The 26726-nt window shown below is 60.6% G+C and carries 27 protein-coding genes and 1 pseudogene; 7 read left to right on the plus strand and 21 right to left on the minus strand.

The features are described from left to right. Window positions 1-10: 10 nt before the first annotated feature. Genes PMI09_RS22880 through PMI09_RS22905 form a run of 6 tightly spaced genes read right to left on the minus strand, consistent with a single transcriptional unit; the run spans window position 11 to window position 4041 of the window. On the minus strand, window positions 11-883 hold the full coding sequence (locus PMI09_RS22880; protein ID WP_007800036.1) for a general secretion pathway protein GspK: 873 nt from the start codon (window positions 881-883) through the stop codon (window positions 11-13). Further along, window positions 873-1517, minus strand: coding sequence for a hypothetical protein (locus PMI09_RS22885; RefSeq protein ID WP_007800039.1), 645 nt, complete (start codon window positions 1515-1517; stop codon window positions 873-875). Before PMI09_RS22885 ends, PMI09_RS22880 begins: the two co-directional genes overlap by 11 nt. Further along, window positions 1514-1924 carry a type IV pilus modification PilV family protein gene (locus PMI09_RS22890; RefSeq protein WP_007800041.1) on the minus strand — a complete coding sequence of 137 codons (411 nt, stop codon included), beginning with the start codon at window positions 1922-1924 and terminating at the stop codon, window positions 1514-1516. The genes PMI09_RS22885 and PMI09_RS22890 overlap by 4 nt, the downstream gene beginning before the upstream one ends. Before the next feature lie 8 nt (window positions 1925-1932). Then, complete coding sequence (locus PMI09_RS22895) at window positions 1933-2391, minus strand: prepilin-type N-terminal cleavage/methylation domain-containing protein (RefSeq protein WP_007800043.1); 459 nt, start codon at window positions 2389-2391, stop codon at window positions 1933-1935. After that, entirely contained in the window at window positions 2366-2827 is a 462-nt protein-coding gene (gene gspG / locus PMI09_RS22900; protein WP_007800045.1) for a type II secretion system major pseudopilin GspG, read from the minus strand. Before gspG ends, PMI09_RS22895 begins: the two co-directional genes overlap by 26 nt. Before the next feature lie 5 nt (window positions 2828-2832). After that, window positions 2833-4041 carry a type II secretion system F family protein gene (locus PMI09_RS22905; protein ID WP_007800047.1) on the minus strand — a complete coding sequence of 403 codons (1209 nt, stop codon included), beginning with the start codon at window positions 4039-4041 and terminating at the stop codon, window positions 2833-2835. A 277-nt stretch (window positions 4042-4318) separates the two neighbouring features. On the opposite strand from PMI09_RS22905, the gene PMI09_RS22910 reads away from it, so the two are divergent. Together PMI09_RS22910 and PMI09_RS22915 are read left to right on the plus strand one after the other, a co-directional pair. Beyond that, window positions 4319-6643: a multicopper oxidase family protein gene (locus PMI09_RS22910; protein ID WP_007800049.1), complete on the plus strand. Its 2325-nt coding sequence runs from the start codon at window positions 4319-4321 to the stop codon at window positions 6641-6643. Window positions 6644-6701: 58 nt separating this feature from the next. Next, on the plus strand, window positions 6702-7712 hold the full coding sequence (locus PMI09_RS22915) for an SCO family protein (protein WP_007800051.1): 1011 nt from the start codon (window positions 6702-6704) through the stop codon (window positions 7710-7712). 57 nt (window positions 7713-7769) lie between these two features. On the opposite strand, the gene PMI09_RS22920 is transcribed toward PMI09_RS22915, so the two are convergent. The 8 genes from PMI09_RS22920 to PMI09_RS22955 form a co-directional block, all read right to left on the minus strand. Beyond that, window positions 7770-8297 carry a hypothetical protein gene (locus PMI09_RS22920; RefSeq protein ID WP_007800053.1) on the minus strand — a complete coding sequence of 176 codons (528 nt, stop codon included), beginning with the start codon at window positions 8295-8297 and terminating at the stop codon, window positions 7770-7772. A 105-nt stretch (window positions 8298-8402) separates the two neighbouring features. Then, entirely contained in the window at window positions 8403-9800 is a 1398-nt protein-coding gene (gene lpdA / locus PMI09_RS22925; RefSeq protein ID WP_007800055.1) for a dihydrolipoyl dehydrogenase, read from the minus strand. A gap of 5 nt (window positions 9801-9805) precedes the next feature. Continuing rightward, on the minus strand, window positions 9806-11056 hold the full coding sequence (locus PMI09_RS22930) for a dihydrolipoamide acetyltransferase family protein (protein ID WP_007800057.1): 1251 nt from the start codon (window positions 11054-11056) through the stop codon (window positions 9806-9808). Between the two features lie 3 nt (window positions 11057-11059). Beyond that, window positions 11060-12073, minus strand: coding sequence for an alpha-ketoacid dehydrogenase subunit beta (locus PMI09_RS22935; protein ID WP_007800058.1), 1014 nt, complete (start codon window positions 12071-12073; stop codon window positions 11060-11062). Between the two features lies 1 nt (window position 12074). Further along, window positions 12075-13307 (minus strand): 3-methyl-2-oxobutanoate dehydrogenase (2-methylpropanoyl-transferring) subunit alpha, encoded by a 1233-nt coding sequence (locus PMI09_RS22940; RefSeq protein WP_007800060.1) that lies wholly within the window; start codon window positions 13305-13307, stop codon window positions 12075-12077. A 68-nt stretch (window positions 13308-13375) separates the two neighbouring features. Continuing rightward, on the minus strand, window positions 13376-14503 hold the full coding sequence (locus PMI09_RS22945) for an acyl-CoA dehydrogenase family protein (RefSeq protein ID WP_007800062.1): 1128 nt from the start codon (window positions 14501-14503) through the stop codon (window positions 13376-13378). A 22-nt stretch (window positions 14504-14525) separates the two neighbouring features. Further along, window positions 14526-15713, minus strand: a complete 1188-nt coding sequence (locus PMI09_RS22950; RefSeq protein WP_007800064.1) for an acetyl-CoA C-acyltransferase — start codon at window positions 15711-15713, stop codon at window positions 14526-14528. 24 nt (window positions 15714-15737) lie between these two features. Beyond that, complete coding sequence (locus PMI09_RS22955) at window positions 15738-16505, minus strand: 3-hydroxyacyl-CoA dehydrogenase (protein WP_007800067.1); 768 nt, start codon at window positions 16503-16505, stop codon at window positions 15738-15740. Window positions 16506-16656: 151 nt separating this feature from the next. Here PMI09_RS22955 and PMI09_RS22960 point away from each other — a divergent pair, with 151 nt between their 5' ends. Further along, entirely contained in the window at window positions 16657-17664 is a 1008-nt protein-coding gene (locus PMI09_RS22960; RefSeq protein ID WP_007800068.1) for an AraC family transcriptional regulator, read from the plus strand. Between the two features lie 409 nt (window positions 17665-18073). Here PMI09_RS22960 and PMI09_RS22965 read toward each other — a convergent pair whose 3' ends face one another. Continuing rightward, window positions 18074-18349, minus strand: coding sequence for a type II toxin-antitoxin system RelE/ParE family toxin (locus PMI09_RS22965; protein WP_007800069.1), 276 nt, complete (start codon window positions 18347-18349; stop codon window positions 18074-18076). After that, window positions 18349-18609 (minus strand): CopG family ribbon-helix-helix protein, encoded by a 261-nt coding sequence (locus PMI09_RS22970; protein ID WP_007800070.1) that lies wholly within the window; start codon window positions 18607-18609, stop codon window positions 18349-18351. Before PMI09_RS22970 ends, PMI09_RS22965 begins: the two co-directional genes overlap by 1 nt. Window positions 18610-18840: 231 nt before the next feature. Between PMI09_RS22970 and PMI09_RS31460 the strand changes: the two are divergent. Then, a pseudogene (locus tag PMI09_RS31460) lies at window positions 18841-19000 on the plus strand (IS110 family transposase); the annotation flags it as partial. A gap of 1 nt (window position 19001) precedes the next feature. Here the strand turns inward: PMI09_RS31460 and PMI09_RS31605 are convergent. After that, the gene (locus tag PMI09_RS31605; RefSeq protein WP_037083837.1) at window positions 19002-19211 is read right to left on the minus strand and encodes a hypothetical protein; all 210 of its coding nucleotides are present in this window, start codon (window positions 19209-19211) and stop codon (window positions 19002-19004) included. A 105-nt stretch (window positions 19212-19316) separates the two neighbouring features. Between PMI09_RS31605 and xdhC the strand changes: the two genes are divergently transcribed. Next, entirely contained in the window at window positions 19317-20171 is an 855-nt protein-coding gene (gene xdhC / locus PMI09_RS22985; protein ID WP_007800071.1) for a xanthine dehydrogenase accessory protein XdhC, read from the plus strand. A 223-nt stretch (window positions 20172-20394) separates the two neighbouring features. Here xdhC and PMI09_RS22990 read toward each other — a convergent pair whose 3' ends face one another. Further along, window positions 20395-21360, minus strand: coding sequence for a S1C family serine protease (locus tag PMI09_RS22990; RefSeq protein ID WP_037083839.1), 966 nt, complete (start codon window positions 21358-21360; stop codon window positions 20395-20397). Window positions 21361-21640: 280 nt separating this feature from the next. On the opposite strand from PMI09_RS22990, the gene PMI09_RS22995 reads away from it, so the two are divergent. Next, entirely contained in the window at window positions 21641-22417 is a 777-nt protein-coding gene (locus tag PMI09_RS22995; RefSeq protein ID WP_007800074.1) for a DUF1194 domain-containing protein, read from the plus strand. 34 nt (window positions 22418-22451) lie between these two features. Here the strand turns inward: PMI09_RS22995 and PMI09_RS23000 are convergent, their stop codons facing one another. Next, entirely contained in the window at window positions 22452-23867 is a 1416-nt protein-coding gene (locus tag PMI09_RS23000) for an aminotransferase-like domain-containing protein (protein WP_037083841.1), read from the minus strand. An 87-nt stretch (window positions 23868-23954) separates the two neighbouring features. Between PMI09_RS23000 and PMI09_RS23005 the strand changes: the two genes are divergently transcribed. Further along, the gene (locus PMI09_RS23005; RefSeq protein ID WP_007800078.1) at window positions 23955-24815 is read left to right on the plus strand and encodes a DMT family transporter; all 861 of its coding nucleotides are present in this window, start codon (window positions 23955-23957) and stop codon (window positions 24813-24815) included. Between the two features lie 235 nt (window positions 24816-25050). Here the strand turns inward: PMI09_RS23005 and mctP are convergent, their stop codons facing one another. Continuing rightward, window positions 25051-26526 (minus strand): monocarboxylate uptake permease MctP, encoded by a 1476-nt coding sequence (gene mctP / locus PMI09_RS23010; protein ID WP_007800080.1) that lies wholly within the window; start codon window positions 26524-26526, stop codon window positions 25051-25053. Next, window positions 26516-26713, minus strand: coding sequence for a DUF3311 domain-containing protein (locus PMI09_RS23015; protein WP_007800082.1), 198 nt, complete (start codon window positions 26711-26713; stop codon window positions 26516-26518). Before PMI09_RS23015 ends, mctP begins: the two co-directional genes overlap by 11 nt. Window positions 26714-26726 lie beyond the last annotated feature (13 nt).

Raw genomic sequence — 26726 nt, forward strand, 5'->3', positions numbered from 1 at the left:
CTCCCCGCCATCAATGAGCCGCCGGTGCGGCGAGGTTCCACGAGTGGACGACATAGCCTTTTGGGCTGTCTTTGGCATCGCCCGCAATCATCTCGGCAGTTCCGGTGCGGCCGCTTTTGCTGCGTGCGACAAGCGTGATGCGATAAACCGTGGGCGTCTCCTGCGTCAGGAAGCTTTCGTATTTCTTCAAAAGGGCTCGCTGCTCGTCGTTGTCTTCGGCGCCACGCAGTTCGGCAAGGGCCGATGCGTCCGCCTCGCTCATGTCAGGGATTGCTAGCAGAGCCTTCCGGGATGCGGCTTTCGGACAAAGCATGCCGCCCCGGTTGTGCACCGTGAGGAACGACTCGAGTTTCATGTAGTCATTCTCGCTCAGTCCCTTCAAGAAACGCAACTCGCCGACCGACTGGAATTTGGCGTTCATTGGCAGGCCGCTTGCTCCAGCCCCGCGATAGTCGGAGCGCTCGGCGCCTTCAGGCGTCCGCTCGTCATTTCCGTCGCGCCAGTCAACGATCCGCGCCGCAAATGCGTCCGGTGAAAGGGACTGGCCATCCACTGCTTTGAAGAGGCCCTTGAGCAGTTCGGGCGGCGAGGCGTTGAGATCGAACCGGCCTGCCTCGGCCGCAACGTGTAGTGTTACGCTGCCTGTCGGCAGAGTGATGATGCGACCATCGACCACCGAAGCATCCTTGCCTTCGGCAAAAAGGAGATAGGCGGACGCTGTGGCGCCACTGTCGAGCAGGTTCTCCGTCACGAGATCGTCAACCCCCAATCGGGTAAGGACCAGGGTCGGCTGCGCTGACAACACCAGTGTCGAAACAATTCCCGCCAGCAAGCCGCATACGACGAGGGTCGCCAGCGTGACATATCCGCTGTCACGTCGCATCGGGGCCTCCCTCGCAGGTCGCTCCATCCGGGCATAGCCGCGGCGGATCGACATGTGGCGAAACCACGAGCGTCAAAGGTTGGCGCCTGCGATCGGATCTGTTCCATATCTGTAGGCGAATGATATCGGGAAGCCGTGGGCGATCGGCCCAGGAGCTTTTCCATACGACACCCTTTTCAGTGTTCTGGGCAAAGGAGAAGCGATAGTCCCACCCGCCCTGCAGCACTGCTGTCGGGGTCGCGACACGTACTTTTTCAAAGTTGGTTGCCGAGGGAAGCCGCGCAATTGCCGACCGAACGAGGTCGCCCGACCTGACCGAGATCCACACCAGTTGATCCGACGCCGAGCCGGTCGCGAGCCCCACGGCCTGTTCGCTGCCGTAAAACAGCAAGGGTGCGCCGGCTCTCTCGCTCGTCTTGATTGCCGCGACCTGCGACAAGTCGCGTCGCAGGGCGGTGAGCCCGGTCGCCAGCCGCTCGACGCTTGCCGCGTCCCGGCTAGCGGCGGCAGAAGATCGGGTCACAAGATAGGCCGACAGCAGGAGCGCCTGGAATACGAGCGCACTAAGCAGGAGGACAACCAGCGCCTCCAGCATAGCAAAGCCACCGTCTCCTCTCTCGCGCTTCTTCCTCATTCTGCCACCCCGATCAGCAGCCGATCGACAGCCAGCCTGCGGGAAGGCGATACGTCGACGGAAAGCCTTGCCTCGAGCAGTATCTGTCCCTCTGGCCCACGCCCTTCAGCGATTGCAGATGGTGTGACAATGGCGCGCCATCTGCGCCCATGGCTTACGCCGCCAAAGGTACCGGGGCGGATGGCCCCGCTGTGTAGCTCTTCGGCCAGGACTTCTTCGGCAACCAGCCGCGCTTCCAGCCAGGCATGGGACTGGACGATAAAGGTGCGTGCCGAGACCAGGCTTCTTGGAACGACGTAGAGCAGGGCGGCAAGGATCGCCACCGCCACCAGAACCTCAAGCAGCGTAAAACCCTGATCGCGCCGATCGCGTATCCTTGGAGCACCGTGAGTGGGATTCGCACGCATGCGGGGCCTCATTCGATCGTTGATAGCATGATGCCCGAGGTCAGTGGGTTCACCGATATCCGAAAGGTCGCACGCGGTCCCTGGATATCAAATGTCCCACCGGATGAGAGGCCGTTGCCCTGAAAGGCCACCACGCCGGAGTGCAACGCGCGCTCTACCCGGATCGCAGACCCCTCGCGCAAAATGACCCTTCTTGCGGAAGAACCCGACAGAACCGTGCCGCGACGAGCGTCGATCGTCGAGACTACGGTCCGGCCTTCGGCAATCGCGATATTCCGGTCTTGGCGCAGGAGAGCTGCAATCTGCGCAGCCTGAACCTTCAGCCCCATCGTTTGTCCGGTGTTGATCATGTAAGGCAGAGCGATCGCCCCGACGAAGGCAACGATTGCAAGTGCCGCCAGGAGTTCCAGCAGGGCAAAACCGCCATCGCTCGAAGAATGACTACTGGATCGCGATGTCTGCGGCATTGTCGGCCCCCCCTTCAACGCCATCGGCACCAAAGGAAATGATCTGGGGTCGCCCCTTGTCACCAATGCGATATTGATATTCGTGGCCCCATGGATCCAACGGCACCGAGGCCTGTTGAATGTAGGGACCCTTCCAGCGCTTGATCGCTGTGCCGCTAACCAAGGCCGTGAGGCCCTCGCGTTCCGTCGGGTAGCGCGACGTGTCGAGATAGAAAAGATCGAATGCTGAGGTCAGCGCCTCGATCTGCAGCCGTGCTGCCCGGACACGCGCCTCAGAGAGGTACCCAAGCACACGCGGAGCGGCAATGCTGGCAACCAGGCTGAGGATCACCAGCACGACCAGCAGCTCCAAAAGCGTGAAACCACCGTCGCCTCTGTCCTTGCGGCGGGAGGATTTGCGGTTGGTCGGCAAGGGGCGTGGCAATAGCTTTTGCATGGCGATCACAACAGTAGTTCGTTCAGGCTGAGCAACGCCGTGATAACCGAGACGATGATCCAGGCGATGAGCGCGCTGACAGTCAATAGAACCAGCGGGCCGATGATCGCCGTGGCACGCGCGATCGAGCGATCGAGTCGCGTTTCGTAATATGTTGCGACCCTTAATGCGGCTTTGCCGGTATCTCCTGTGGTTTCGCCGACGCGCAGCATCTGCAGCCCGTAGGGAGGAAGGAAAGCGACGCGTGAAAGCGCGTCCGTGAGTTGGCTTCCGTCTCTGACCCTGGCGAGAACGTCAGCGACGAGCTCCGCCGAGTGCCCATCGCGCATCAGGCCACGGATAAGGCGAAGGGATGTCGGAAGGTCGACGCCGCTCTTGTTCAGCATGGCGAATGTCGAACAGAAGACGACGGCGCGCTCTTGCATCAGCAGCGTGTCGAAGCCGGGGAGATGCCCGATGAGCGAAACGATGATCGTCTTTGCTATCTTGCTGCGGCTGATGAAGAGGATACTGCAGAGCGCCGCCGCGCCCATGGCGGAAATCAAGGTGCTATTGGCTGCGGTCGCACGCGACAGGGCAAAGACGACGGATGTCGGTCCGTTTGCTGCCTGGCCCATGCCAACGAGTGCCTTGTCGAATTCGGGAATGACAACCGTGAGGACGAAAAACATGACGCCTGCCGCTGCAAGTACCAGAAATGCGGGATAGGCGAGTGCTGACGTCAGACGCTGCCTCAGTTCCCGTCCGCGGCGGCGCTCCTGCGCAATCACTTGCAGCGTGACGTCAAGATTGCCAGCGACTTCTGCGACCTCGACCATCTTGATGTAGGTTTGCGGAAACGCTGCCGGATAGGCCGCGATCGCTTCGGCGAAGCTGTGTCCCTTCGAAACGACTTCCCAAAGCGAACGCGTCATGCTGCTGAGGGCATGCCGCTTTGTGGATTGATGGATGATCTGTAAGGCCCGATCCAGGGCGACGCTTGCCGAAAGCAGGGCGGCGAGATCCTCGGTGAACGCCGTCACATCGTCGTAGGATGGGGTGGATTGGAATGACAGGCTCAGTCCAGCGCCGGTTCGCTTCACCTCTTCGATGTCGACTGGAAGCAAGGACCGGCGCTCGAGCTCCGCGGCCATCAGCGCGCTGGAGTTTGCCTGCAAAACACCCTCGAGCATCTGCCCCGAGAGATCGATCGCCCGGTACCTGAAGTTCGGCATCGCCGTAATCGCCCCTGATGTGTCGAAAAAATATGCAGTATCGAATCGGGTTGATTGATCGCGTCTTAAATAAGCTTAGGTGAACTATACAAAAATCCGCGATAAATCTCAACGGCCTTACTATTTATAAAATACAATTGCGGCATTTAATTTTAAGAACTTCTGAATATTGTCAGACTTATTACAATAAACGTTGTGATTGGAAGTGTTAAGGCGTACTATGGCGTCGCCATCATATATAGATGGAAATCGTTACATTTGATTGGGGGCTGGTCGAATGTATATCTCTCACGATGCGTCACGAATCCGTCAAAGAGAAGCACAACGTGCTCGCGAAAATCGAGCAGAGATCGTAAGGGCACTGAATCAGGGGCAGGTTACCCGTCGGGAATTACTCCGATGGGGCATCTTTACGGCGAGCGGCTATCTGGCCTGCAAGAACGGCCTCAGTCCGTTTGCAAACAGCGCCTTTGCTGCCGTTCCGACCGGGACGCCACGCACGCCGCTGTTCGGCATCCAGAAATTCACCCAACCTTTGCATCGGCTGAACCACTTGAAGCCGTTGCCGATTGCGCGGACAGCCGAGGGGCATGCGGCCTTCCCGACGAGCCTTGGCGAGCGGCCGGCCAAGCGACTTTCCTATCATACGGATTTCTCCGCCGATCCCGCGAATCAGCAATTCATTAACCCACTGACACATCGAGGACCGATTGAGGGACGTCCGCCTGGCGAGGTCTTTGCCCATCAGCGATGGGACGAATTCTTCCCGAAGGTCGGATACATCATGCGTCTTGGTCAGGTTTCCCAAACGGGCAGAGGTGGCTATTTTCATGACAGTTTCCCACTTCAGCAGCCCAATAGTGTCTGGACCTATGCGTCGGGACGGGGCGGCGAGTGCATGTTGCCGCCATTCTTGATCAAGGGCCGTTACGGTGAACCGATCATCACGCGGATATACAACGACCTGCCCGTTGACCGGGCAGCAAACAACGGCTTCGGCCGCAACGAAACCCAGCTGCATTTCCACAATGCCCACAATGGTGCGGAGAGCGACGGTGCTGCGAACGTGCACCACTTCCCGGGCACCTTCTACGACTATCGCTGGAGCACGGCGCTGGCGCGGCGCGACAAGATCAACACCCAGGCAGGTGACCGGCGCGCCTCCGGCCCCGACGACAACACGGGCCTTGTCAACGTCGCCGGTGATTTCCGCGAGTTGCAGGGATCGATGTGGGCCCACGACCACCGTTTCTTCTTCACGGCGGAAAATGTCTACAAGGGCAACATTGGCGCCATCAACTACTACAGCGGTCCCGACCGCGGCAATGAAGAGTTGTCGGATGGCGTGAACCTTCGGCTGCCCAGCGGCAGGCTGCTCGGCTGGGGAAACACGGATTTCGACGTCAATCTGATCTTCTCGGATTGCGCGTGCGATGCCAGCGGTCAGCTCTACTTCGACATCTTCGACACCGACGGGATGCTCGGCGACGTTCCGCTCGTCAATTTCGCGTTCGCGCCCTTCTTCGAGGTGCTGCCGCGCAAATATCGATTCCGCGCCTTGAATGCCTGCATGTCGCGTTTCCTGAAGCTCGGACTGGCAGATGCGAAGGGCAATCCCGTCCCTATCAAGTTCATTGCCAATGACGGTAACCTTGTCGTTACCCCGATAGTGATAACGGCTCTTCCCGTCCAGGGGATTGCAGAGCGCTACGACTTCATCGTTGATTTCTCGGGCTTCAAGATCGGCGACCGGATCAAGGTGGTCAATCATTTGCGCCATGAGGACGGGCGGCGGCCCAAGGAGGAACTCAGCCTCGCCAAAGCGCTTAAGGGCACGTCGGAAGATCCCGTCGTCGGGCCGATGCTGGAGTTCCGTATTGTTGGCGCTGTCGAAAGTGTCGATGTCCCCGGCGTCATTCACCGCGCCACCGATCCCGACAAGAGCCAGGTGCCGGCAGCACTGACGGAGCAGATCCCGATCGTGACCCCGGTGCGCACGCGTATGGTTGAATTCGGCAGGTCGGGAACCGGAGATTCGCGCGGGCCGAACGGATGCACGCCGGATTGCGGCGAAACCGTCAACTTCCCTTGGACCATTCGTATCAACGGCGAATCCTCGCATTCGATGAACGCCAACAGGATTTCCCTACTTATCCCGAAGGCCGGTGAAGTCGAGCACTGGACCTACAAGAATGGCGGTGGCGGATGGGATCATCCCATTCATCTCCACTTCGAGGAAGGCATAACGATGCTGCGCAACGGCCAGGCACCGCCGCCGACCGAGAACCTGCAGAGAAAGGACGTCTGGCGGCTTGGAGAAAGTGGCAGCGTTACCTTCCAGATCCAGTTCGGCGAGTTCGGTGGCTCCTATGTCAACCATTGCCACAATACGGTCCATGAGGATTTCGCGATGCTGGCGCGGATTCAGTTGCTGACCGGTATTGCCGGAACGCCGCAGGCCGCAGTGACGCCAACACCGAATCCGACCCCGGACGGTGTGTTCTTCACCACGCCTGAAATTCTGCCGGAAGGCGCACCGAAGGGATGGACGAATACCCAATCCCAGGTTCAGGCGCAGCTGAATACCAACCCCACGCCATGATGGGCTGCGCAAATTGTGCAGCCCAATCACATCACTGATTCCGTTCCGGAGGGCATTTATGAAGCGCGGGTCTGTGTTTCTGCTGGCTGTCGCTGCCGTTCTGTCCGCGTTGTGCGCAGATGTTGCAGCCGCCAGTTCACGTTGGGGCAAAGACTACTTTCCCAACACCGAGGTTCTCACCCAGAACGGCGAGACGGTGCATTTCTATGACGACCTGATCAAGGGCAAGATCGTCCTGATCAGCTTCATTTTCACCAGCTGCACCGACCTTTGTCCGCTGACGACCGCGCGCATAACCCAGGTCGTTGATAGGATCCAAGATCAGATCGGCAAGAAGATTTTCGTGATATCGATCACGGTCGATCCCGAAAACGACACGCCCGAGAAATTGAAAGCTTTCGCCGACGCCTTCTACAAGGGGCCTGGGTGGACGTTTATCACCGGCAAGCCCGATGAGATTCGCGCCATCAACGCGAAGCTTGGAAACAAGAGCGACGTTGCAACCGACCATCGAAACGAGATCGTGCTCGGCAACGACAGCACCGGAGAGTGGGCCAGGAACTCGCCGTTTGCCGACATCGAAAATGTCGAACTGGCGATCCGCGACATGGATCCGGCCTGGCGCGAGGGCCACTACGCCCCGGCCATGGCATTGGCTCCGGCCACCGACTATCATGGCCTGAAGCTGGAGCGGGAACCGGGACAAATCCTGTTTAAGAAGATCTGTGCGCCCTGTCACACGGTTGGAGTTGGCGACCGCATCGGCCCGGACCTTCTTGACGTTACTGTCAGGCGCAATCGGCAATGGCTGGAGCAAATGATCATGAATCCCGCGCGGCTCAGAGCCGAGAATGATCAAACGCTGGCGGACCTCGATGCAAAGTTCAAAGGCGTGCGTATGCCGAACCTGGGCATGTCGGCGACCGATACCGCAGATCTGATATCGTATCTGGCAAAGAAATCGGCTGAGATCGCGGACCTACGCGCCCAACCCGAAGAAACCCATGTTCACCACCACGAAGACACGACCGCCCACCACGATCATGGTTCGATGGACGCCAAACCGTGATGCGTGGTTGACGGCCAAAATCGATCGGTCCTGTCGATCGCCGGTCGCGGCCGTTGCTTACTTCCATTCCCAGAACAGATCTGACGAGAAGGGGCGGTGTTGCACCAGCCTCTTTGCCCGCTCAGCCGTGTCTTCGTAGGCTGCTGCATCGGCCTCGCCGTTCAGTCCGACAAAATGCATCTTCATCGACGCAGTCTTTGGCTGTCCCTTCTGGCGGAAAACGAAGTGCACGGCGCATGTCGGATACTGCCAGTTGTCGGTCAAAAGCTCTGCAAACTGCTTCGCGTCCAGCTCACGTCCCTGTCCGGTAAAGGCCAGAAACTGGCCTAGATTGAAAAATCCGCTAAACAGGGCATGGGCGTTTTGCTGTTGCATATGGACAGCTTGACCGGTCGTGAAGTCGCGACGGTAAGACAGGCCTTCTGTCTGTCCCTTCGCCTTCTTCTCGGTGTAGCTGACGAGGTTCTTCTGTGCCAGCAATTCCATCGTCAACTCGTAGGTTTGATAGCGCTGCGCGTTGGCGTGAAGATCGTCGATCCTGACTTTCAAGTCAGCGATATAGTCTCGGTAGAATGCGGCGGCCATTCTCAATTGCTCCGGTCGTGATTTGGTGCGCCAGCTAGCAGATAATGCGGCGTGTCCAAACAGATATCGTTCTGCGAAAGAGCCTACCTTGCGTCAAAACGGCGTTCAGATGTGCAACGCATGCCCCAAGGCCTTCAACGCTGCTTCCTGGACAGCCTCGCTGCGCGTCGGATGCGCGTGGATTGTGCCGGCGAGGTCTTCCAGCCGCGTCCCCATCTCGATTGCCAGCGCAAAGCCAGCCGAGAGTTCGGACACGCCGGCACCGACGGCCTGCAGGCCAAGAATAAGGCCGGTATCGGCGCGCGCGACGACGCGCACGAAGCCTTCCTCGGACAGCATCGTCATTGCGCGGCCATTTGCGCTGAACGGGAATTGCCCGACACGGATCGCGTAGCCTTGAGCACGAGCCTCGTCCGGTGAAAGCCCCGCCGTTACGATTTCCGGATCGGTAAAGCAGATTGCCGGGATGCAGCGTTTGTCCCAGGCGCGCTTCTTGCCGGCAACGATCTCTGCGACCATTTCCCCCTGCGCCATGGCGCGATGGGCCAGCATCGGTTCGCCGGTGATATCGCCGATCGCGTAGACGCCCCGCATCGAGGTGCGGCAGCGATCGTCGATGCGCAGGTATGGCCCGGTACGATCGAGATCGAGCTCCTCGATCCCCGATCCTGCAATTTTCGGGCGGCGACCAACGGTAATCAGTATGCGGTCGGCAGGAAGCAGCTGTTGCTGGCCCTGCGAGGTCTCGACGGACAGCGCATTGCCGTCGTCCGACAGGCCCTTCGCTTTTGCACCTGTCAGGACGCGAACGCCAAGCTCGCCAAGCCGTCGTGCAACCGGCCGCACGAGATCGGCATCATATTGTGGCAGGATCTGCTGCATGGCTTCAACGACAGTTACGTCCGAGCCCAGCTTGGCGAATGCCGTACCGAGTTCGAGGCCGATATAGCCTCCGCCCACGACAACTAATCTCCTCGGCAATTGGGCCAGGGAAAGCGCCTCCGTGGACGAGATGACTCGACCCTGGAAGGGCAGGGCTGGGAGTTCCACAGGTTCGGAACCCGTAGCGATCACCACTGTCTCGGCACGAATGACCTGTATGCCCACCTCGGTCTCGACCTCCACCGTTTTGCCATCGCGGAAGGCCGCGCGGCCGTGAACGATCTTGACCCTGGCCTTCTGCAGCAGGGCGGAGACGCCTCCATTCAGCCGGCCAACGATGCCGTCCTTCCAGCTGATGGTTTTTGCAAGGTCGATCGATGCACCCTCGACACGGATGCCCATCGTGTTGTTTCCGGAGAGCATCTGTTTTGTGGCGCCAAACTCCTCGGCTGCGTGAATGAGGGCCTTTGACGGAATGCAGCCGACGTTCAGGCAGGTGCCGCCTGGCTTATCGGCTTCAACGATGACGGTGTCGAGGCCGAGTTGTCCGGCCCTGATTGCGCAGACGTAGCCCCCCGGTCCGGCGCCGATGACGAGAAGCTTGCAGACGATCTCTTTCATGGATCCTAGCCTTCGATGAAGATGAGGGCGGGCGTTTCGAGAAGAACCCGGACGCGTTGGACGAAGGTGGCTGCATCCCATCCGTCGATGATGCGATGATCGAAACTCGAGGACAGATTCATCATCTTGCGCGGTACGAACTGGGTCCCATCCCAGGCCGGTCGCACGGCAATCTTATTCACACCGACGATCGCGACTTCCGGATGGTTGATGACAGGTGTCGAGACGATGCCGCCGATCGCACCAAGCGAACTGATGGTGATGGTCGAACCGCTGAGTTCGTCGCGGGTCGCGGTACCAGCGCGCGCAGCTTCCGCCAGGCGCCCCATCTCGGTGGCGCAATCCCAGATGCCGCGCGCCTCGGCGTTCTTGACCACCGGGACGACAAGCCCGGCAGGCGTCTGCGCGGCAATGCCGATATGGACGGCACCGTGACGGGTGAGGATGCCCTTCTCGTCGTCAAAGGTCGCGTTGACGTTCGGTTGCTCGGCGACCGCTTTTACGATCGCCCGCATCAGGAACGGCAGGACCGTGAGCTTGGGTTGCTCGGGCTTGCGGTCGCGATTCATGGTAGCCCGCAACTCCTCAAGCGCGGTCATGTCGACTTCCTCGACATAGGTGATGTGAGGAATGCGGGAGGTCGAGAGCGACATTTTTTCAGCGATGCGGCGCCTGAGACCGGTGAGCTTGATCTCTTCGGCCGAGGTCTTTTTCGCCATGGCCGGCTGAAGGGAAGGCAGCTCGCCACGCGCGATGAATTGTTCGACATCTTCGCGAAGAATGCGGCCGGCAGGACCAGATCCCTTCAGTTGACGCAGATCGACGCCGCTTTCCCTTGCAAAGAGCCGCACAGATGGTGACGCCAGCGGCCTTTCTGCCGGAGCCTCGGATCGTGGAGCACTGGTGGCCTTCGGCGCATGCGTGGTGTCCGGCTCAATGGCAGGGGGCCGACTGTCGGGCGCTTCCGCCGGTGCTTCGGCAGGGCGCGCTTCGACTTGGTCAGTCGCCTCACCACCATTCGTCTCAATCCGGACAAGCGGCGCCTTGACGGCGATCTTGTCGCCGATTTCAGCGCCCAGCCAGACAACGGTTCCGGTGACTGGCGATGGGATCTCGACCGTCGCCTTGTCGGTCATGACGGCGGCGATGACCATATCCTCCTTGACCGGGTCGCCCGCCTTGACGTGCCATTCGACAAGTTCGGCCTCGGCCACGCCTTCGCCGACATCGGGCATCTTGATAATAAATTCGCCCATGCGTCAGGCCTCCATGACTTCTGCAAGTGCGCGCCCGACGCGCCCGGGGCCGGGAAAGTAGTCCCATTCCTGTGCGTGCGGATAGGGCGTATCCCAACCGGCGACGCGCACTACGGGGGCTTCCAGACGGTAAAAGCAATGTTCCTGCACGAGGGATACGATCTCCGCGCCGAACCCCGAGGTCAGCGTCGCTTCGTGAACGACCACGCAACGTCCGGTTTTGTTGACGGATTGCACGATCGTATCGAGATCCAGCGGCAACAGGCTGCGCAGGTCGATCACTTCGGCATCGATGCCCGTGTCTTCAGCAGCGGCAAGCGCGACATGCACCATGGTGCCGTAGGCGATTACCGTCACGGCAGATCCCGAGCGCCGGACCTCAGCCTTGCCGATCGGAATTGAATAGTGCCCCTCCGGTACCTCACCGAGGTCGTGCTTCGACCAGGGTGTGACGGGTCGTTCATGATGCCCGTCGAACGGGCCGTTGTAGAGCCGCTTCGGCTCCAGGAACATCACGGGATCCGGATCCTCTATAGCGGCAATAAGCAGGCCTTTTGCATCATAGGGATTGGAAGGCACGATAACCTTCAAGCCGCAGACGTGAGTGAAGAGCGCTTCCGGACTCTGGCTGTGGGTCTGGCCGCCGAAGATGCCGCCACCGGTCGGCATGCGAAGGACGATCGGGCAAGTGAAGTCGCCGTTCGAGCGATAGCGGATGCGCGCCGCCTCCTGCGTGATCTGGTCGTAGGCCGGATACATGTAATCGGCGAACTGGATCTCGACACAGGGTTTGAGCCCGTAGGCGGCCATGCCGATGGCAGTACCGACAATGCCGGATTCACTGATCGGCGTGTCGAAACAGCGTGTCTTGCCGTATTTCGCCTGCAGTCCCTGGGTACAGCGAAACACGCCGCCGAAGTATCCGACATCCTCGCCGAAGACCACCACGTTGTCGTCGCGTGCCATCGACACATCCATGGCGCTGCGCACCGCTTCAATCATCGTCATTCTGGCCATGTCAGAAACCTGCCTTCTGCCGTTGGCGACGAATGTGCGGCGGCATTTCCGCGTAGACGCCTTCGAAGATGTCGCGCACGGACGGCTTGCCGCCGGCATGCAGCGTGCCATGATGCTCCGCCTGCTTCTGGGCTTCGATCACCTCGTCCACGATTTCCGCCTCGGCCTGCACGTGGCGCTCTTCCGACCAGACACCCCTGACGATCAGATGCTTCTTCAGGCGCAGTACCGGGTCGCCAAGCGGCCAAGCCTCGGACTCGGTCTTCGGTCGATAGGCGCTTGGATCGTCCGACGTCGAATGAGCGCCGACGCGATAGGTGACATATTCAATCAGCGTCGGGCCGAGATTTCGCCTGGCACGCTCGGCCGCCCAGCAGGCGACGGCGTAGACGGCGAGGTAATCGTTGCCGTCGACCCGCAGCGCCGGAATACCGAAGCCAAGCCCACGTGCGGCAAACGTGCCGGAGCCACCACGCGCAATGCCCTGGAAAGTGGAAATCGCCCACTGATTGTTGACGATATTGAGGATCACTGGTGCCTTGTACGTGGAGGCAAAGACCAGTGCGGAGTGGAAGTCGGATTCGGCAGTGGAGCCATCTCCGATCCAACCCGCCGCGATCTTCCTGTCGTTCTTGATGGCCGACGCCATTGCCCATCCGACTGCCTGCACATATTGCGTCGCGAGGTTGCCGGAGATCGTGAAGAAACCGTGCTCCTTCGACGAATACATGATCGGCAGCTGGCGGCCGTGCAGCGGATCGCTTTCGTTCGAGAAGATCTGGTTCATCATCTCGACCATTGGGTAGTCGTCGGCAATCAGGAGGCCCGCTTGCCGATAGGTCGGGAAGTTCATGTCGCCTTTCCGGAGCGCCTTGCGGAAGGCGCAGCTGACGGCCTCCTCGCCAAGGTGCTGCATGTAGAAGGACGTTTTTCCCTGACGCTGTGCCATCAGCATCCGCGCATCGAAGGCGCGAAGCTTCATCATGTTGCGCAGGCCGGTCAACAGCTCTTCGTCGGAAAGCATTCCCGACCATGGGCCGACGGCCTCTCCCTCCCGGTTGAGCACACGGATGATCGAATAGGCGAGGTCGCGGATCTCCTCTGGCGCAACGTCGATTTCGGGGCGCGGCACCACGCCCGCCTTGGCAATCTTCACGTTGGAGAAATCGGGTTGGCCGCCCGGTCGGACGGCAGGTTCCGGAACGTGGAGGCTCAGTTGAGCTGTGTCCGTCATATCGTTTTTCCCTCCCAGCTGCGATGTCCGCTTCTCTCCTCAGAAACGGGATGCCGCAGTTCTTGTTCTTATAGATTGCGCGCGATCACCATTCTCTGAACATCGCTCGTTCCTTCATAAATCTGACAGATGCGGACATCCCGATAGATCCGCTCGACGGGATAATCGGCCATGTAGCCGTAGCCCCCATGAATCTGGATCGCGTCCGAACAGACCCGCTCTGCCATCTCGGATGCGAAAAGCTTGGCCATCGATGCCTCCGAAAGGCACGGCAGACCATTGTCGCGCAACGCGGCTGCGTGAAAGACGAGCTGACGCGCTGCTTCGATCTGGGTCGCCATGTCGGCGAGCCGGAAGGCCACGGCCTGATGCTCCATGATCGCCTTGCCGAAGGCCGTGCGTTCACGCGCATAGTCGCGCGCCGCCTCAAAAGCTGCACGCGCCATGCCAACGGCCTGAGCGCCAATGCCGATACGCCCACCTTCGAGGTTCGCCAGTGCTATCCGGTATCCCTCGCCCTCCGCGCCCAATCGCAACTCCGCGGGGATGTGCATGCTGTTGAAGGCGATCTGGCAGGTGTCGGTCGAATGCAGCCCGAGTTTTTCCTCGACGCGGATCACTTCGTAGCCAGGTGTATCGGTTGGCACGATGAAGGCGGTGATCCCCTTCTTGCCGGCGTCCGGATCTGTCACCGCAAAGACGATGATCATCTGGCCGTTCTTGCCAGAGGTGATGAACTGCTTGGCGCCGTCGAGAACGTAGTGATCGCCATTGCGGCTTGCGCGACTGCGTAGATTGGACGCGTCCGAACCCGCTTGCGATTCCGTCAGCGCAAAGCCGCCGATCCATTCGCCGCTGGCAAGCTTCGGCAGGAAACGTTGCTTCTGCTCTTCGGTACCGAACTTCAGGATCGGCACGCAGGCGACCGAGCTGTGGACGCTCATGATGGTGGAGCATGGTCCGTCGCCGGCCGCGATCTCTTCCAGTGCGGCTGCATAGGCAAGCGTGCCGGTGTCGGAGCCACCATACTGTTCCGGAACCAGCATGCCGAGCAGGCCGAGTTCACCCATCTCTGCGAGTTCCTCGCGCGGAAACCTGTGCTCGCGGTCGCGGGCAGCCGCTCCGGGCGCAAGCCGCTCGCAGGCGAAATCTCTGGCGAGATCGCGGATTTGCTGCTGCAGTTCGGAAAGGATCATGCTTGTCTCCTCCCTGCCTTTCCTAATGACGCTCTATGGCGACAGCGGTTGCCTCACCGCCGCCGATACATAGTGCTGCCATGCCACGTTTCAGGTCGTAGCGCTCGAGCGCTGCAAGTAGTGTGACGAGAATGCGCGCGCCGGATGCGCCAATCGGGTGGCCAAGCGCGCACGCGCCGCCATGCACATTGACCTTTTCGTCCGGCAGCTGGAGGTCGCGCATCGCAGCCATGGCGACGACGGCAAATGCCTCGTTGATCTCGAAGAGATCGACGGTATCAAGCGGCCAGCCTGTGCGATCGGAGAGTGTCTGCAAGGCGCCGATCGGAGCGGTGGCAAAAAGACTGGGCGCCTGCGAATGTGTGGTGTGGCCGGTGATCGTCGCAAGGGGTCGCAATCCCCGGCGTTCGGCTTCGGAACGACGCATCAACACGAGAGCGGCGGCACCGTCGGAAATCGAGCTGGAATTGGCGGCCGTCACGGTCCCGCCGTCACGAAAGGCTGGTTTGAGGAGGGGGATCTTGTCGATCTTCGCCTTGCCTGGCTGTTCGTCCCGGCTGACCGTCTGTTCGGCCTTTCCCACAGTGATTGTGACCGGCGTGATCTCGGCGTTGAAGTAGCCGGCATCGATGGCCTTTTGAGCGCGGGTGAGCGACGTCACTGCGTAACGATCCTGTGCTTCGCGCGTGAACTGGTAAGCTTCGGCACAGTCCTCCGCAAAGGTGCCCATCAAACGTCCCTTGTCATAAGCATCCTCCAGCCCGTCGAGGAACATATGATCGATGACGCGGCCGTGGCCGAGCCTGTAACCGCCACGGGCACGATCAAGAAGATAGGGCGCGTTGGTCATGCTTTCCATGCCGCCGGCGACGCCGACGGTGGCGCTGCCAGCCGCCAGGAGGTCATGGGTCAACATGACTGCCTTCATGCCGGAACCACACATCTTGTTGACGGTCGTTGCACCGGTGGAGAAGGGCAGACCTGCACCGATCGCTGCCTGCCGGGCGGGCGCTTGACCCTGACCAGCCGGCAGCACGCAGCCGAAGACGACCTCGTCGATGGCTTCCGGGGCCACCTTCGCGCGCTGAAGCGCTGCGCGGATGGCAGCCGCTCCAAGGTCGGGCGCCGTTGCCTCCTTGAGCTCACCTTGGAAGCCGCCGATCGGCGTGCGCGCCGTTCCGACAATGACGACAGGGTCCTGCATTACCATGTTTAAGCCTCCTGTGCTGAACACTCAGCGCGCGCTCAAACGAAGCGCGCCGTCGAGGCGGATGACCTCGCCGTTCAGCATGTTGTTTTCACATATATGGCGCACGAGAGCGGCAAATTCTGCCGGCCTACCGAGGCGCGGCGGGAAGGGCACGCTCTTGCCGAGCGCTTCCTGCACCTCGTGTGGCATACCCGCCATCATCGGCGTCTCGAAAATGCCAGGGGCGATCGACACGACGCGAATGCCGTGACGCGCCAGCTCGCGTGCGATCGGAAGCGTCATCGAGGCGATGCCGCCCTTGGACGCGGCGTATGCCGCCTGTCCGACTTGTCCGTCGAAGGCAGCGATCGAGGCTGTATTGATGATGACGCCACGCTCACCCTCGGCATCCGCCTGCTGATGCTGGATGACCGATGCCGCAAGGCGGATCATGTTGAAGGTGCCGACGAGGTTGATGCCGATTGTTCGCACGAAACTGTCGAGGCCATGTGGGCCGTCGCGGCCGATGATCTTCTCGCCCGGCGCCACGCCGGCGCAGTTCACGAGCCCGCTCAGGCCGCCGAAAGACTCCAGCGCGCTCGCCACTACCGCGGCTCCGTCCTCTGCGCTTGTTACATCGGCCTTGAGGTAGCGGGCATCCGCGCCGAGTTCTGCGGCGATCGCCTCTCCGGCTGCACTATTGAGGTCGGCGATGATCACGCGTGCGCCATTTTCAACCAGCATGCGCGCCGTTGCTGCACCGAGGCCTGACCCGCCGCCGGTGACGATAAAGGTTCCTCCACGGATCAGCATCGGTCTGCTCCCATCACCTTGCGATCGTCTGCTGGGCGCGCCGTCCTCCCGGCACGACCCAAGTATGTCGATTCTATTCTGTCGTCATATTGCAAGCGATGACTAAAGTGCTGCATTGTTTCGGACAGTTTTGCCATAGGTGGAGGATCTGGTGGCCGACATCGAGAGGCGCATGATCGCGCCGGCATTCGTCGAGGAGGCGCTGGACAGTTTACGTCGCATGGGACGACCGACGGCGCCGCTGCTTTCTTCGCTAGGGCTGCCGCCCGTCGTCGACCAACCGGTGTCGGCCGAGACTTATGGCGCCCTCTGGCTTGCCATTGCCAAAGAGCTCGATGACGAGTTTTTCGCGATGGGCGGGCGGCCGATGCGCAGCGGCAGCTTCACCCTGCTTTGCCATTGTGTGTTGCATGCGCCGACACTCGGCCACGCGCTGCGCCGGGCTCTGCGTTTCCTCGACGTCGTGTTGGACGATCCGCGCGGTAGACTTGTCGTCAGGGATGGGCTTGCCCAGATCGAGTTGGCCGATGCCGGCGGACCACGCTCAGCCTTTGCCTACCGCACCTACTGGATCCTCATCCATGGGATAACCTGCTGGCTGGTTGGGAGGCGCATTCCGATCCGGCTTGTCGATTTCCGCTGCGCCGAACCAAAGCAAGAGGCCGACTATCGGCTCTTTTTCGGTGCACCGGTCAGATTCGCGCAGCCGATCAGCCGCCTTGGCTTCGACAGCGCGATGCTGGATCTGCCGGTCACGCGCACGGAGCAGGCGCTGAAGCAGTTCCTACGGGGAGCGCCGGCCAATATCCTGGTGCGTTATCGTTATGACGCGGGGCTCGCTTCCAGCGTCAGGCGGCGCTTGGACAAGGTGCCTCCGGCCGCATGGAAGAGCTTCTCGGATCTCGCCGCAGAGATGCGCATGCCGCCCTCGACCTTGCGTCACCGGCTGCGCGACGAGGGGCAAAGCTATGCCGGCATCAAGGATGACCTACGCCGTGATCTTGCGGTCGATATGCTGCTCAACACGTCGAAGACGATAGGCGATATTGCCGCCCAGCTTGGCTATTCGGAGCCCAGCGCCTTCTTTCGCGCCTTTCGCAAATGGATGTCGAAAAGCCCCGACGCGTTCCGGCGTGAAGGCCGTGTCGCCTCCGGGTAGCGTGGACATAACCTGCGGAATATGCGTAATTTCTCTCGGATCTCGCTTCGTGAATTTCACTGTAAATTTAAAAGTCTTTCGCCTGCGGCATGAAAATAACTGCTGGCGATAGCGTTCCGCACTATTGTCCTGCCGAGTATGAGGCGGCCGTGGCTTCGGGACGAACGGCTCTTCAAACTAGGTGAGCACAATACGACGGTCCGCACCCCACCCGAGCGTTTCCCTTTTTGGAACACGCGTCGTTCTCGTTCCCGGTGAAAGCGACTTTCCTCAGGGTCATCTGGAAACGCCTGAAACAGCGCTCCGCGAGCGCAAAGCGCGCGTAGACGTGATCCCGGTACGTGCAGGCCATGCATAAAGCATATCGCGCAAAAGTGTGCAGGTTCTTGCGATAACGACATGCATCCGCCTAGCGTTCCTCACGCGTATGCCACAGCCGCAACACGTAGAGGGTCGACTGTTGAATTTCATAGCGCAGCTCGTATTGGCCAACCAGAATACGGCGTACCTCCCGAGGCTCGAACTCCTCGAGCCGCTCGCCAAGACGCGGCTGCTCGAGCAGGCGTGTTGCGGCGGTTGTCAGCGCCTGCACGGTCCGGGCCGCGGCTTGCCGATTGACCGGAGCGAGAAAGTCGTAGAGGCGTCCGAGGTCTGAGACCGCCTTGCTCGTCCACTTCAGCTCCATCAGCGGGGCAGCGATAGCGGCTTGTCGCTGTCGAGGCTATCGGCCCAGGCCTGGACCGATTGATGATCGATGACCTCGCCGCTGTCCACGTCGGCCAGCGCCTCCAGCGTCAGGCGCCGGCGCTCCTCCTCCTGGTCGATCCAGGCAGCGAGCGCTTGCTTGACAATCCAGCCGCGCGAGCGTTCAAGCCGGGTCGCCAGCTGATCAACCTTCTCCGCAAGCGGCAGCGGCACGTGCGCGGTCAGCACCTTGGTTTCCATCGGACGGCTCCTTTTTTCAATCGTCGCTAATCATAGTGATTAATTCTGATTAAGTCGAGTGGCTTGCATTGCGGCAGGCCAAGGCTGCGGCTCGCCGGACGAGGCGCGCCGCAGCCGCGAGGCATGCGCGCGAATCTCAGCGCCTTGCCGATCGATCCTGCTGACCGTGCATGGCGTCGACTTTACCGCGTCTGCGACGCAAATCCCTCACTATCGATACTGGGTACAGATTATGCAGGTTTGGCTCCGACCCCTTGGCAGAGGGGGACCATCGATCACGGACAAGGTGTCTCGAAAGCAGGTTCGATTGCGCACCACAATGATTCAGTTGTCCTGGCGGTGGCTGCGCAATCAGCCGCGATCAGCGCTCATATCATGGCCTTTGTCGCGAACTAGCCGATCGACATGGTGCCGGAATGGGTCTCAACGCTTTCTTCGCTTTCACTGTCGTTGCAGCTCTCTCGGCTTGACCTGGCAACAGGCACTTGGTCGGCCTGACCTTCGTCTTCCTTACCGTCAAAGGACATCCGCAGCTGGCTGATCCGGCAAGCCGAGCCGTCTCGGGCGCATTGCTCGGCAATCTCGATGGCGGCGGCGAGCATTGCGGACTATCATGTTCCTCCCTGCGTCGATGCGCCCGCCACGCCGGAGCGTATGCTGGTGGCCATCGAACGCATGCGTGCTGTTGAAAGGAAAGGTTGACCGGTATGCCTGCCGCTCGCATCGATTTGCGGGACTTTCTGCGCGAAGAGCGCGATTGCATCCTCGTCGAAGTGACGGGAGCAGTCGGCTCGACGCCACGCGATACCGACGCCTGGATGCTGGTTTCCAAAAGCCGCTCCTTTTCGACCATCGGCGGCGGGCAACTGGAGTATATGGCGATCGACCAGGCGCGACGGGCGCTGCGCCAGTCCCAGCCGACCTCAGCGATGAGCATTCCGCTTGGGCCGGATATCGGCCAATGCTGCGGCGGTCGGGTCGGGCTTTCCTTCACCGCGGTAACGCGCGAACTGGCCGACGACCTGATTGCGCGAGCAGACGCCGAAATTGCCCGGCGTCCGCATGTCTACGTCTTTGGCGCGGGTCATGTCGGTGACGCACTGGCCGCGGCCCTGTCGCTGGCGCCGTTGCGCACCGTGCTGGTCGATACCCGCGAAGACGAGCTTGCCGCGTCGCGCGCTTCGGGCATCGAAACGTGCCTGACCGCAATGCCCGAGATGATCGTGCGCAATGCACCGGCAGGAAGCGCGTTCGTCATCCTCACCCACGACCACGCGCTCGACTTTTTGATTGCCACCGAAGCACTGCATCGGGAGGATGCTGCCTATGTCGGGATGATCGGCTCGAAGACCAAGCGTGCGACCTTCAAGAATTGGCTCTCGCGCGAAGTCGGAAGGCCAGAGCTTTTCGATCGCCTCGTCTGCCCGATCGGTGGCACCGCAATCAAGGACAAACGTCCTGCCGTCATTGCGACATTGGCGGTTGCCGAGATCGTGGTAGCGGTGCTCTCCTTCGGCACGGCGGCCAATACGGGAAAGCAGAAGCTTAAGGCTGACAGGTGATAGTCCTCACGGCCAACGCTTGCTCGTCATTGCAACGCGGTTCGGTTTCGACCCGCGATCTGGCATTGATGACGATCTCAGCGGTAACCGCGGTCTTGGACTGCGCCGTCTGCATAGCGCAGGAAATCGGCAATATCCGTGGTGTCACCAACTCGACTTGTCTCGCGAAAACGATCCGCGGCTCGGTCAGAGACCTCTCTCCGCGGAGGCCATGGGTTGTCGGCTACGCCAATTTCGGTCGATGTGTCGGGCGAACCGTGTGGCGTTCGATCCGACCGGCAACCGAAAAGATCAAGACCTCGACATCCACATCGATCTTGTCCCCGTCCATAAGCCTGACCACGTCATCAATGCCGGAAGTGGGATGGCCGTCGATCGCCAGCAGATAGTCTCCTTCCCGAAGTCCGGCTCGCGCTGCTGGGCTTTCGGCTTCCACCCGGCGCAGGCGCACGGCTGTTGTCTGAGCAAGCCCGGCTTCCAGGGCCACACGACGATGCAGTTCCACTGTATCGGCTGCAATGCCGATATAGGCGCGCCTGACATGACCGAAGCGCAAAAGTTCTGACACAACATGTTTGGCTGTGTTGGATGCGACGGAAAAAGCGATGCTTTGCGCCCCCTGGATCACGGCCGTGTTGACGCCGATGACTTCACCTGCCGACGAGACGAGCGGACCACCGGAATTGCCGGGATTGAGCGCAGCGTCGGTCTGGATGATATCATCCATCAGGCGTCCGCTGGCGGCGCGCATCGATCGGCCGAGTGCCGATACGATGCCGGCCGTCACCGTCCACTCGAAGCCGAGAGGATTACCGATCGCGATTGCGATATGCCCGCGCTTCAGGGTCTTGGAGTCTCCAAGCTTGGCCCAGGCGCCCGACCAGTCGTTCGCACGAATGAGCGCGAGGTCGCTGTCCGGGTCGCGGCCCAGCACCTTGCCTTGGATCACCGTGCCATCAGGCGTTTTGATACGAACCGCCTTGGCATCGTCGACGACGTGGTTGTTCGTAACGACAAGACCATCCGGCGAAATCGCAAATCCGGAACCATGTCCGGCGCGAGCGCCGACGCGTTCAATGCGGCTGACGGCGGGTCCAACGAGGTCGACCGCGTTCGAGACGGAATGAGAATAGGCATCCAGCAGGCTGGCGTCTTGAGACGACTGGATGTCACGATCTAGGAATCCCATGAAAAGACCCTTCCGACGCGCAAGCGTCGTGTTGAACGGCAGCGGCTGCAGAGGCGAGAGGCTGTCGGTTCGACAGATTGAAACAGTCCTATTCAGATGAGATTGCGCGCAACTCAAATCAAGTCCAGCTCGCGGCTGTCGCATTGGCTTGACTCCGCCGCGCCGATATCGCGCCATGTCCATCACTGAAAGTTGACCTGTAGCGTGCAAGGCGACGTCGCCTGCCTACCAAGCTGTGCTACATTTTTCACTCCTTGAATGAGGCGGGACTGGAACGCCGATGTTGGCAACGATTGCGATGCTCTTGACCCTCTCTGGTGCAACCCCGGTTGCTGCGCAACTGGGGGCGAGCGACGTTGATGTGAAATTGGTCCTCGCTGTCGACACCTCCCGGTCCATGGATCAGGAAGAGGTCCGCATTCAGCGCGAGGGCTATGTCGAGGCGCTCAAGCACAGGGAATTCATTGAGGCGGTGACCGGCGGGCTCACGGGGCGCATTGCGATCAGCTACTTTGAATGGGCCGGCTATGTCGTGCCGGATTCCGTCATCGACTGGCATCTGATTGAGACGGAGCAGGATGCGATTGCCTTTGCCAGCAAGCTTGAACAGCGACCGATCATCACCCAGCGCCGCACGTCAATCTCCACCGCGATTGCCCAGGGCGCTGCAATGATCGTCTCCAGTCCCTATTCAGGCATTCGTCAGGTGATCGATGTCTCGGGTGACGGTACAAACAATTCCGGCAATCCGGTCGCGCCAACGCGTGACAAGGCGGTGGAGGCCGGCATCATCATCAATGGGCTGACGCTGATGTTGCGCCCCTCTGGCGCACCGGGTGGGCTCGACAAGTATTATGCCGATTGCGTAATCGGCGGCCCGGGATCATTTGTCTTGCCGGTCTATAAAATTGAGGACTTCGCTGTGGCGGTGCGCCGAAAGCTGGTCCTTGAGGTCAGCGGGCTTCCCGCTTCGCCCACGGTTGGAAAAATTGCGGATCAACCGGCAACCGACTGCATGATCGGCGAGCGGCAATGGCAGGACATGTTCGATCGCTGAGGCCAAGAGAACAGCGCCCCAATATCCCAACCATCTAGTGCTTCAGGATCTCGCGCAGCACATCGAAGACCCGCGGATCCGGCATCTGGGACACATTGAAGCGCATGAAATTCGTGGCGGTCTGGGAAAGGCTGAACGCATTCCCGGGCGCGAGCACAATTTTCCTTTCCAGTGCTGCGCGCGCGATATCGGTGGCGCTAGTGTCTCCCGGCAATCGGCACCAAAGGAACATGCCGGCCGAAGGTTCCAGCCAGGGCCTTATTCCAAGGTTCTTTAGCCTGGCCGAAGCCTCGAACATCGCCTTCGAAAGCCGGCTGCGCAGCGCCTCGATGTGTTTGCGGTGGCCACCATCGCTGAGCACCTTGTAGACAAGCTCAGCCGAAAGCCGCCCCCCGCCGAACGAGGTCGCGATCTTGAGGTCGATCAGCCCATCGACCCAGTCCCGCTTGGCGGCAATAAAGCCGCAGCGGGCGGCGGCCGACAGGGTTTTTGAAAAGCTTCCGATATGGATGACCCTGTCCAGGCCGTCAAAGGCTGCAAGACGCGGCGCCGGCGTGTGCTCGAAATCGGCAAAGATATCGTCTTCGACGATCGTAACGTCGAACTGGTCGGCGATCTTCAAGACCCGGTGGGCGACGACAGGAGAAAGCGTGGCACCGGTCGGATTGTGGATGGCCGAGTTGGTGATGTAGAGGCGCGGCCGGTGCTCTGCAACCACCCGGGTGAACAGGTCTATGTCAGGGCCTGACGGTGTATAGGGAACACTGACAATCCTGGCACGATGCGCTCGCAGCAGCGCTTGGAAATTGAAATAGCAGGGATCGTCGACCAGCACGACAGAGTCGGGTTCGAGGAGGAAGCGGCAGAGGAGATCGATCGCCTGCGTGCCGGATTCCGTCAGCATGATCTGGTCCGGCGAGGCCTCCACGCCTCGCTCCGCCATGCGCCGCGCGATGTGCTGGCGCAGCGGCGGTAATCCAAGCGGCGAGCCGTAGTCGGCAAGCGCGGAATTGTCAGCGCGCGAAAGTGTTCGCAACGCCCGTCGAATGCCGTCTTCCGGAAGCCAGGATGGCGGCAGCCAGCCGCAGCCTGGCTTTAAATCACTTTCCTCAGCCTCAAGCGACTGACGGGATACCCAGAAGGGATCGACTGCGCGATCCAGTTTCGGGCCAACGTCGGCAAGCGAAAATGGAGCGACCTGGTTTGCGACGTAAAAACCGGAGCCCGGTCGAGACAGGATCACACCTTCGGCAACCAGGTGCTCATAGGCATCGACGACCGTCGAGGTGGACACGCCTGCTGCTGCGGCCATTGCCCGAACCGATGGCAGTTTCGCGCCTGGCGTCAAATTGCGGCTGGCAATCCGCTGCCGGACTGTCGTCATGACCATCGCCACCCGGGTGATGGCACGTTCCGTATTTTGGTCCATCCGTACTGCTACCTCAAGCATAACAGTTTTTTAAAACTGTATCAGATCGTCGCTGGTGTGGCCATGGCTTGTGTCCGATAAGGACGGCAGCAGAGAAAGGCAGTGAAAATGGACCGCACAGCATCTGGATGGCTTAATGGCATGATCGGCGTCGTGATTTTCAGCGGCTCGCTGCCCGCCACGCGTTTGGCGGTGATGCAGTTTGATCCGGTGTTTTTGACCGTCGCGCGGGCGGGGATCGCTGGCGCGCTGGCGCTCCTGCTGCTGCTCTTTTTCAAAGAAAAGCGACCGGCAAGACGCGATATCTTGTCGCTGATGGTGGTCGCCGCGGGCGTGGTGGTGGGCTTCCCGCTCTTGACCGCGCTTGCGCTGCAGCACGTTACGTCGGCGCACTCGGTCGTCTTCGTCGGGCTGTTGCCCCTTGCGACGGCTGTCTTTGGCGTCATCCGTGGCGGAGAACGTCCGAAGCCGGTCTTCTGGCTCTTTGCCGTGACGGGAAGTGCATTGGTCTGCGGTTTTGCCTTGTCGCAGGGGCTGACTGCCGCGCCTGTCGGAGACGCGCTGATGATGGCGGCGATCATCGTCTGTGGGCTCGGCTATGCCGAAGGCGCCAAACTTTCGCGAAGGCTGGGGGGATGGCAGGTCATATCCTGGGCGCTCGTCTTGTCGCTCCCGCTGATGATCCTTTCGTCGATCTGGTTCATGCCCGCAAGCTTCTCGAACATTGATGCGCCAGCACTCGCGGGCCTGGCCTACGTCTCGCTCTTTAGCATGTTGATAGGTTTTGTCTTCTGGTATCGCGGCCTTGCCCAGGGCGGCATTGCCAGCGTCGGACAGCTACAGTTGCTGCAACCCTTCCTCGGTCTGACCCTGGCAGCCACGCTGCTGCATGAAACGGTGACCTGGACGATGTTTGCTGCAACCGCCGCGGTCATTGCCTGCGTGGCTGCGGCGCGCAAATTTGCCTGATAGGAGCCTGTTTCAGGTCGATTTTGCCACCGTCTGCACGGCTCGTGCGTTCTTTCATCAAGGGCTGATCGCCCGCCCAAGTGTCAAGGTGCCGATATCGGGTCCGCAACGACGACTTCAATTGCCGTATGGGGTTGGATTTCGAAACGACCATTAATGGCGACGCCGGGCGCTGATATTGTCGTCATCAGCAGTGTCAAGAGCGAGGGGTCGAGGCCCCTCGCTCTTGACAGGCTTATGCGCGTGCCGGAGTTCTTGCCGGAACGATGGCATTGGCCGCCACCGCGACTAGAATGTTTGCGGCAAGGGCAAGCAGTCCGGTGTAGATGGTGAACGGTTCGCCGCCGAGGCTGATCATGTGCAGCGGTTTCCAGCCTGCATCCCAGACGAGATAGGTGCCGCCGATGAAGCCGACGAACCAGCCGGCGAGCAGTGCCGGCGCGCGGAACCAGTTGGTGTAGAGACCGAAAACCAGCGCCGGAAACGTCTGGAGGATCCAGATACCGCCAAGAAGCTGAAGGTCGAGTGCAAACTGCGTCGGCAGGAAGACGATGACGAGAAGCGCGCCGACCTTGACGACGAGCGACGTCACCTTCGCGACCTTGGCCTCACCAGCATCCGTCACCGCCGGGTTGACGTAGGCCTTCCAGAAATTGCGGGTGAAGAGGTTGGACGCGCCAATGCTCATCACTGCCGCCGGCACCAGCGCGCCGATGGCAATCGCCGCAAAGGCAAAGCCCGCAAACCAGCTCGGGAACAGCGTCTGGAAGAGCGCCGGAACGACATCGTTGGCGCTTTCGAGCTTCAAGCCCGCGGCGTGGCCCATGTAGCCGAGCAGGGCCAGAAGGCCGAGCAGCAATGTATAGGCCGGCAATAGCACAGCGTTCTTGCGGATCGTGTTGCCGCTGTTGGAGGCGAAGATGCCGGTCAACGTATGCGGATACATGAAGGCCGCAAGCGCCGAACCGAGCGCCAACGTCGCGTAGGCGACATACTGGTTGGGTTGCAGGAGCAGGCTGCCAGAGCCCTTTGCCTGGAACGCCGCATCGGCGGCCGCAAAGACATTGGCATAGCCGCCGAGCTTCGAGGGGATAAGCGCCACGGCGGCGATCACCACGATGTAGATCATGATGTCCTTGACGAAGGCGATCAGCGCCGGCGCCCGCAGGCCCGCCGAATAGGTATAGAGCGCCAGTACGATGAAGGCGATCGCCAGCGGTACTTCACCGTGGAGACCGAGCGCCTTGAGCGCAGCGGTCATGCCAACGAGCTGCAACGCGATATAGGGCATTGTCGCAATCACGCCGGTTGCGGCAACCGCAAGCTCCAGCCCGCGCGAACCATATTGGCCGTGAACCACATCACCTGCGGTGACGTAACCGAAATCCCTCGCCCGTTTCCACAGCACAGGCATGACCATGAAGACAAAGGGATAGACGACGATGGTGTAGGGCAGCGCAAAGAAGCCGTAAGCGCCGACGGTGTAGACCAGCGCCGGGACGGCAATGACTGTGTAGGCGGTATAGAAGTCGCCGCCGACCAGAAACCAGGTGATCCAGGTGCCGAAGCTGCGGCCGCCGAGACCCCATTCGTCGATATGGGCAAGCGTTTTGGGTTTACGCCAGCGGGATGCAACGAAACCCATGACCGTGACGAGCACGAAGAAGAAGATGAAGACGGCAAGTGCGGTTGTGTTGAGTTCAGTCGTCATCGCGCATGCTCCGGTAAGCGATCCAGGTCAGGAAAGCGGTAACCGGCACCCAGGCAAGCTGATACCAGTAGAAAAAGGGGAAGCCGAAGAGAGCCGGTTCGCGGATATTGTAGAAAGGTGGCCAGAGCAGCCCGATATACGGAATGACGAGCAGCCAGCAGGCTGCCCTGTTCTTTGGTTTTTCCATGACGGATACCTCT

It is taken from the genome of Rhizobium sp. CF122, assembly GCF_000282035.1.
GTDB lineage: Bacteria > Pseudomonadota > Alphaproteobacteria > Rhizobiales > Rhizobiaceae > Rhizobium.